General features: G+C 45.6%; 4 protein-coding genes and 2 pseudogenes. All 6 read right to left on the bottom strand.

Annotated features, from left to right (window positions below; genetic code table 11):
* Positions 1-1266, bottom strand: a pseudogene (locus AB4Z17_RS30010) (alpha-mannosidase); the annotation flags it as partial.
* A gap of 75 nt (positions 1267-1341) precedes the next feature.
* Positions 1342-2295, bottom strand: a complete 954-nt coding sequence (locus AB4Z17_RS30015; protein WP_076270037.1) for a carbohydrate ABC transporter permease — start codon at positions 2293-2295, stop codon at positions 1342-1344.
* 15 nt (positions 2296-2310) lie between these two features.
* On the bottom strand, positions 2311-3195 hold the full coding sequence (locus tag AB4Z17_RS30020) for a carbohydrate ABC transporter permease (RefSeq protein WP_076270038.1): 885 nt from the start codon (positions 3193-3195) through the stop codon (positions 2311-2313).
* On the bottom strand, positions 3185-5776 hold the full coding sequence (locus tag AB4Z17_RS30025) for a DUF5696 domain-containing protein (protein ID WP_441963922.1): 2592 nt from the start codon (positions 5774-5776) through the stop codon (positions 3185-3187). The genes AB4Z17_RS30020 and AB4Z17_RS30025 overlap by 11 nt, the downstream gene beginning before the upstream one ends.
* A gap of 22 nt (positions 5777-5798) precedes the next feature.
* Positions 5799-7856, bottom strand: coding sequence for a YIP1 family protein (locus AB4Z17_RS30030; RefSeq protein WP_441963924.1), 2058 nt, complete (start codon positions 7854-7856; stop codon positions 5799-5801).
* A gap of 17 nt (positions 7857-7873) precedes the next feature.
* Positions 7874-8061 (bottom strand): annotated as a pseudogene (locus tag AB4Z17_RS30035) (carbohydrate ABC transporter permease); the annotation flags it as partial.

Raw genomic sequence — 8061 nt, forward strand, 5'->3', positions numbered from 1 at the left:
CAGCCAGCCCGTTGTATTAACAACAAGGAGTGTAGAAGCAACCTCTCCAAAGGAAGCAAATTCGCTCGTATCTACCTTCGAAGCGACTGCGGATAAACTGTCTTCGATAATGCTTTCGGCGACATGCTTGCTTTTGGCAAAACGGGTCACCATTTCTGCATGGACCTCATCGACACTGCATCCGCAAATGCTGTCATGCGGATGGTTTTGCATCAATGTTTTCCAAGCATATGTGAATAGATGATGAGGATAAGCATGGCCTGTCAAATAAGCAAAGGCTGCTATCGGTTCGGCCGCTTTCTCCAGCAGCGCCTGGCCTGTTTGGTTCATTTGCTTAAGATAGATTCGCGAAGATGCAGTATTAACAAGCGTCGACCAGCCATCGGTATGCTGGCTTCTTAGTTCACCTTTGACGATGGACAATTTCTCAGGAAGCGATGCGGTTACCGCACTAATATAATCTTCAAAATTCGAATGGACAAATTGATATTCCGGAAATAGCTGCTGCGCTGTCGCAATAGCTTGTGCTACATCCGTCTGCACCGGCTGATGATCGCAGCCATTCATCATGAGCCAGTGGGGCGTTGAAGCATACTCTTCGACATCCTTTAATTTACGCTGCCAATAAGCATCGGCCGCTTCAGGATCAGTTGGAATTTCATTGCCGTTGCTGTACCAATTGGCGAACAGAATGCCGATCACTCTTGAGCCGTCTGGAGCCTCCCAAATCATCTCGGAGAACGGTGATTCGTAGGCTTTCGTTTGAGAAACTTCATTATTAAAGCCAGTTGGCTTCACACCGCGTCCGAACACAGCATTCTCGATTCCTGCTTGCAGCATCAGCTGCGGTGCTTGCCCAATGTTTCCAAACGAATCCGGAAAATAACCCACCTTTGCAACTTTGCCGAACTGCATGGCATCTCGGTGCCCATAAACGAGATTGCGTACATTTGCTTCACCGCTCGTCAAAAATTCATCCTGCAAAATATACCACGGTCCAATATGGATACGTCCTTCGCGAACATACTGCTCAAGCAGCGCTCTTTTTTCCGGACGAATTTGCAAATAGTCTTCTAATATAATCGTCTGCCCATCAAGATGGAAGCTTTTGAAATCCGAATCTCGCTCCAGCGTCTCAAGCAATCGATCGATAAGCGCAATTAATCTAACATGGTGCTTCTCATATGGCAAGTACCATTCCCTGTCCCAATGGGTGTGTGAAATGATATGAACAGTAGTAGATGATATCAAAGTATCCTTCTCCATTCTCTGTTTGGGATGAAAGCAAAGACGCTGCTCCACGTGCTTGCCTAATGCCGATTAATGCTCACTTTGCTGGCGTTAACCTACGATGCCTGTACGCTCTACACTTTCGACGAAGTAGCGCTGTACGAACAAGTACATAATAATAAGCGGGAGCATAAGCAGGAGAACGCCTGTATTCAGCAGCATGGATTGATACACAAGATCGGGTTCTTTGCCAAGCACAGAGCCCATGTCTGCTAACTGCGTTGATAATACTTTTACTTTGCTGAGAAACAACGAAACATAATAGCTGTCATTCCACTGCCATACGAAGGAAAACAGCACAACCGTAACGATAGCAGGAACGGCATTCGGCAGCATGATCTTATAGAAGGTTTTAAAAACACCTGAGCCGTCAACAACGGCCGCTTCTTCAATCTCCTTCGGAATGCCACGGAAAAATTGCCGAAAAATATAAATATAAAGACCGTTTTTGAGCCCCATTCCCGTAGCGGATGAAATCAGGAAAGGCCAAAAGGTATCAATTAGATTAAAGCTGTCCCTCTTCGAAAACAAACCTACTAAACCGAACATATCAAAGTACCTGTACGTTAAATATAGGGGAATCATAATTGTCTGCGGCGGTACAACAATGGTGAATATAACGAATCCAAAGAGGATGCCGCTGCCTTTAAACTTCAATTTTGCAAAAGCGTATGCCGCTAGCGCACAGGATGCGAGTTGAATGGCAGTCGTTCCCGCCGATATCAAAAACGTATTCAGTAGAGTAGCCCAGTAGTGGGTCGCTTCCATCGCAATTTTAAAATTATCCAACGTGAAGTTTCTAGGAATCCACAGCACCGTCGGATCATAGATATCAATTTTGTTGCGGAATGCGACCGAGAAACGAAGAAATAGCGGAAATAATATAATAAAACAAAAACCAGAAACGAGTACTGACCTTAGCAACGTCCATAACAATCGCTTCGATCTCTCGACCGGATTATAGTGGCGGTGAAACCTTTCCGCGTGAATGGCCGGCAGCTTCATGGCCTCTCCTCCTTCTCAATCGTAGTAAAACACTTTTCTCGAAATGATGCCCGCTGATAAGCTAAGTACTATTGCGACAACGATAAAATACACCCAAGACATCGCTGCACTCTGCCCGAACTCAAACGTTTTGAATGCCGTTTCTGAAATAAGTGCGTTAACCGAATTGTTATTGAATGAATCAATAATTGAATAAATTAAATTCGTCAAAATAAGCGGCGTCATCATTGGGAATGTAACTTTCCAGAAAATCTCATAGCCCGTTGCCCCCTCAATTCTTGCAGATTCGTACAGTGAGGGAGAAATGGATTGCAAGCCCGCAAGAAAGATAAGAATTTGGACGCCAGAGGAGCTAATAATTTCATAGATTCGGTCAACCGCATCCGAAATATAATTTACGAATACAGGCGCTAAGCCGGACTCCATCATCATCTTTTTCAGCTCGAAGCTCTGCATAAGGTTTCCGCTTCCGCTAGATGAAGAAGAGCTTCCAACAAAGCTGCTAATGTCCATATTGGCTATAGCCGCAGATGCTAGAATAACGGGTAGAAAAAAGACTGCCCTTGCCATCGCTCTTCCTCTGAACTTCTGATTCAATAGCACCGCTGCAAAGAGACTGAATACGATGATGATTGGCACATTAACGATCATATCTGTAACCGATTCAGTCAGCCTGCGCGGAAAATCTGCATTTGTCAGAAATAAATGACGAAAGTTTGCGAAACCCTCATACTTTACTGCGAAACCGCCTTCAACCAAACTTATTGAGCTTAAGCTGAATCGTAAGGATTGAATGAGCGGCATGATAAACAGCATGACTAATCCCAGCATTAATGGCGTGGCGAACAGTACGCCGCACCATGCTTTTTTCTGCGCCAAGGTCAATGGCTTATTGAACATCTGCCTCACCGCCTACCTGATAACTTTGAGCTGCAATCTGCATGCCCTCTACTGCTACCGCCTTATTATTGTAGTTGATCGTAATGACATAACCGTTCTGAAATGTCGTTTCCGCGACGCCCGGCACGATTTGTCGATGCTTCACAATGACCTGATTCCGAACCTTCGACAATACGCCATTCGCTTCCTTATAGAGCTGCACCGCTTCATCAAGCCAATCTTTGTAGTTCAAAGCATAAAGGTTATCGTAGTCGGTGTCCTTCACTTTCCTTGAGTCACTGGCGTACCATTGATAATATAAGCTCGAGCCCGTTTCCAGCGCCTTCAGCATCGATAGACGAGGATTTTGTTTATCATCCATGTTGTAAGGTGAGCCAGCCAAATCATAATAGCCATGCAATGCAATTTGATAAAACGGAATATCCTGATCTGTAATATTCATCAGACTGCTCTTGGTCGGTGCGTTTACGATTACATCTGCATAAGGCAAGCTGTATGCGTTGCCGCCATTCACCATGATCGATTGCGCCTGAAGGCTCAGCTTATTTGTCTGTGTCTTGATCATTTCCAGCGCTTCCTGACGAGTTATCGTTTTATCCGGATTGTAATCGGAATTGACCTGATTTCCCATATCTCTTAGCGATAATCCTTGCAGCCCGAGCGCTTTGTAATCCGCCAAAAAACCGTTTATTTGCTTCGGCAGCGCAGCAGGCGATAAGATATAGTGGGAAAATTTCGAAGTATCCTGATCGTACATAACCGGATTATATTGATAAACCTTTGCTTCGCCGCGATCAAGCCATGTAGCCGATCCGCTGGAACCTTTGTATTTTTCCAAAAAAGCTGTATCCGGGTAGAAGCCGATCCCGTTTTTCTGTGCAAAATCAGCTAGCTCACGAAGCCCTTCTTTGCCTCCCAGCTTATTCACCACTTTGATACTTGCTGGCGAGCTGTGCCGAATACCATCATTAAACCACCCGACATAACGCAAATCGATATGGTGGATATCCGTATCCAACAGCTCTTGCAGCAAGTTTTTCGCTTCAGCAAAGCTGGTTAGCGATTGTGTTGCTTCATACGGTATCCCGAGGAATGATTTATCTACCCGGAATGCTCCTACCAGCTCCATCACAAACGGCGAATCCTCGACTTTATCCAGCTTTTGTATATTGAATTTTTGAATTAAGTAATTCCGATATTCAGCAGCCATTCCTACATAATCGGAGGTTTCACCGCTAAGAAAGGAATATCTTATGGATATGTCGCCGTCATACCTTTTCTTTTGGAACATCGGCACGGAGCTCGTTTTTGTCCCCGACGTAAGCGTGTAAAAGTCCATGGATGAAATTTGAAACTTGCTGCCAACGGTATTATAGGAGTCATTTCGTCCGCTTACATCTGCTGTGATGCTTGCCATCGCATCACCATTTTCAATGATTCCAAACAAAGCATGGTCGGATCGCTTAAGCCCAAATACCGGCAGCCTTGTCATCTCATTCGTCTGTATTTTCTCTTTCACATTGTACGTTCCGTCATTGCCGTACACAGGCAAATTATAGGGTTCCGCTTGGTGCTTTCCGCTGTTCAGCTCGATTAGAGCGCCTGCGCCGTCAGGCACGAACAAGTATCCCGATTCCTTCACACCAGCAGCGCCAAAATGTTTAAGCACCTGTACGCTGGCAATTGGATATTCCGCATTGAATTGCAGCTCCTTGCCCGGAATCGTCACGACAAGCTGCTCATTATCCAGCGTATACCGAATTGGAATCGTAAACTCTGCCCTTGCGGCTGATGCAGCGTCGGCTGCGCCGTTCTCTTCGTTATCCTGCAGCGCATCCTCCGCTGTGTAGCCCGCAGCTTCGAGTGCCGCAGAGATTTCCTCCGCTACGTAATCCTGCAGCTTGCGGACGACATAAATTTGTTTTGCCTCATCGAAGCTGAATTTGTATTCAACACTTTTCCTCAGCTCTTCATCGGCAATCTGATCCAAGATTTGCTCTTGAAATCTTTTTTTGCTGATTACCTTTGGAATATTAGCGAAACCTTTGGCAATATTGCCTATTCGATAAACGACTTTGATCCCGTTCTCTTCGTCCGTTATTTCAAATTGCTGCTTTGCGACGCTATCATCATAGCTGTTGAAAGCATTGACCTGCCCTTTTTCATTGTAGTAAGTAAGCAGCACCTGCGAGGATAGCTCTGAATGGTACAAAGGCGAAGCTTTCTGATCCTCGCTTCTCTCAACCGGGTTTGAAAACCAGACGTAGCTGTCGCGTTTGTCCTTTAGGGCAATTTCTGCCGTTTCACGGTTGATATAGAGCTGAAGCGCGTCATTTTCTTTCACTAATTCCATCGCCGACAACGCTTGCAGCTCCTTATCCGTGTTGACCGCAGTTGATTTACGTCCTGCTCCAATCACCCGGTCTTCCTGCTGATCAGAGACGGCCTCGGCTTCTTTTGTACCGAGGTTTATCTGCGCTCCAGCTTCTTCCTTCTTGCTGCAGCCTGCCGCACTTGCAGCAACAACGCTCGCAAGCAGTGCCGCGAACAGGATGCTGGACATCTTCCTCTTACCTGTCACGACCATCTCTCCTTCCCGCACGCTACAATCTGAACGATAATTCCTTATAGACAGAAATGGCGAAGCTGATCATCTGCTGAAGCATGCTGAATAATAATACCCCGATAAAAACAATAATTCCGATGACAACGAGTGTAAGCAGCATCGTCACAACCGTTTTCCCAGCTGAATATTGATGCACTGTCATCGTACCTGTGAACAGCAGCCATGCTGACCAAATCAGGGCAACCCCATCAAGCAAATAATAGAAAGAGCTTTCGCTGCCTGTAATTAAATTGCTGTACAACGTTTGAGGCAAATAAATGATAACTAATGGCATTATCGCATAAGCTGTCGCCATCACAATTTCCTTGAATTTACCTTCACCATCCATCAAGGTCGTTAAGGACCAGTTCGCAACACACCACAGAACAAAAGGCAATACGATAAAAGTTAATTCGTTCAAGCTGTTCAATTGGCTTGGGTTGTTGAAATTGACGACGAAGCCGCTGTATTGCCGCTTAATAATGGTGAAGATGACAAGCAGAAACACAATGCCGAAAGCGAGCTTGAGCCTGCCCTTCTGCTCGTATTTCATTTCCCAGAAGCCATTAAAGGGATGCATCATCGTATAGAAAGGATTTTTGATAATGCCGAACTCCTGAAAGTGCTGGCCATTCACCTTTCTCCGATTCCACTTCAAAAGGATAAAACCAAGTACAACAGCTAGTGCAACAACGAGAACAATAGTGCCGAAATGCGCCAGCACGATGCTTTTTCGATAACCCTTAAAGGCTTCGGAGTAATACTCCCTGTTGTTCCCAAGCTTGAAATAAGACATCGCCTCATGATATTCGCCTTTTTTGAGCAGAGATTTGCCGATGCCTAAATAGGCTACCTCCACATTTCCGTTTAGCTGAAGCACCTTCTCCCAAGCAGCTGTGGATTGCTCTGTTTTGCCATGATAAAGCGAAATAACGGCTTCCCTAATCAAGCTGCCATAGCGGGTTGGCTCAAATGCTGTCAACCGTCCGTTATCTTTATCCAGCACAAGTATATGATCATCCATAATTTCAATGGCAGAGGGGGTACGGAAATTCTCCTGCTTGCTTCCTAACCCTCCAAACACGTACAGCAGATTTCCATCCTTGTCGTAAGTAAATATCCGTCCCCGCTTAGAATCAAGCGCGGAATACATGCCAGCTTGATCCGCAGCCACATCGATGAATATGGAGCTGCCCGGATTGGTCCCCGTCTTCAGAGTGCCAATATCACCCTTGGGCGGAAAATAACCCTTGCTCCGCAAAATATCAGCTCCCGATGGATTCAGCCGTTTGATCGGCCGGTTCGAATCCTCTTCTGAGGTTGAGGTGTAGATGAACCCGTCCTCATCAAGATCGAGATTGTTAAATTCAAACGGTATGAACTGCTCCATTTGCTGTCTCTGTGCTTTGGTCGATATCCGTTTCCAGAACAGATCAATCGGGCTGAACTTTACTCGATTCGTTCCAATAAAGCCGATAAACTGCCCTTCATCGTCAAACTCCATCATTCCTTCGTAAGACCCGCGGCTAACGACTAATATTCGCTTCGCTTTATCAACGGCCACCTTAATTGGCGCGTACTGAAACCCTGGCCGCAGCAGCGTTGATTTAGGCTCGCCTATTGCTCGTATGAACTTACCCGCAGTATCAAATACGACAAGTCTTCGGTTGAGTGTATCTGCCACATAGATGAGACCATCGTTTGTGCCAAATACTCCCTCCGGCTTATTCAGCGCATCTTCTTTTCCTTCATTATCAAATTTGGAAATGACCAGTTCTTCTTGAAATTCCTTGTTCAATATTATGATTCGGTTATTGCCCGTATCCGCAATGTATATTCGCTCATCCTTGCCAACGAACATATCCATTGGCGAAGCAAGACGCCCACTGCTCCAGTTGTCACCGTAAATGACTTGCTCCATTTTGTATGCATTCGGCGAGGGCACAGCATCTCCCCAATAGGAATACTGATAGGTATCTATTGCGGCTTCTGCAACAGGAGCGGCCGCACCGATCATGAGCGATGCGATAAATAACGCGGCGATGATTCTCTTCATCCGTTGCTTCCCTCCTGTTATTCCTTCAAGCCCGATGTAGACATGGTTTGAATAATATTGCTCTGCGTTACGATAAATACGGTGATCGGTACAAGCATCATCAGCAGTGTTACCGCAGCTACCGGTCCTGTTCTAACAAGTCCTCCGCTCGCGATTTGACCAAAAACGTAATCTACCGTTTTTAATTGCTCGCTGTAAATATATT

Source organism: Paenibacillus sp. TAF43_2 (assembly GCF_052113545.1).
Taxonomy (GTDB): Bacteria; Bacillota; Bacilli; order Paenibacillales; family Paenibacillaceae; genus Pristimantibacillus.